The sequence below is a fragment of the Psychrobacter sp. 1Y4 genome (assembly GCF_051847555.1).
In genome coordinates this window covers 1-547 of sequence record NZ_JBPYDE010001022.1, presented here as the reverse complement: position 1 = coordinate 547, position 547 = coordinate 1, and the positions used below count along the sequence as shown (strand labels likewise).

Here is a 547-nt window from a genome sequence, read left to right as displayed (position 1 = left end):
CAGTCTCATATAGATCTAAACCAGCATTGACAGGCTGCTGCGCCATTAGGTTACTACTTTGTAGAATAGTAATAGCAGGATCAGAGCTCGGTGATTGTTGTGCGGCAAAATCTGTCAGTAGCACTGGCAAACGTTCCGCTGTCTCTATCACCAGACGTACGACATCGTCTGTTACAGGGAGTGTCTTATCCAACAGACGGTTAAGTAGGTTTTCTATTGACCATGCCATCTCACTGATGCTAAAAGCACCAACCATGCGGCCTGAGCCTTTTAAGGTATGAAAGCTTCTACGCACCTCAGTCAATGGTGTTAAGTCTTGTGCATCCTGCTGCCAAATAGGCAGAAAATCCTCCAGATCGTCAATTACTTCAGTGACTTCTTCGATAAAGATGTCACGGATCTCTTCATCAACTTCAAAGTTGTCAGGCTTGACTTGTTCACGAGCACGCAGCAATGCGTCACTCTCTACATTAGGACTCGTATCAGTGGTATCTTGCGCTGCTATTACCGTTTCATCATCTGAACTGATCACAGGTGCGATCTCACC

The 547-nt window shown here is 45.7% G+C and carries 1 protein-coding gene; it reads right to left on the bottom strand.

The features are described from left to right. On the bottom strand, window positions 1-547 hold a 547-nt coding region (locus tag ACS8FC_RS20195; RefSeq protein WP_439298096.1), incomplete at both ends, for an Hpt domain-containing protein.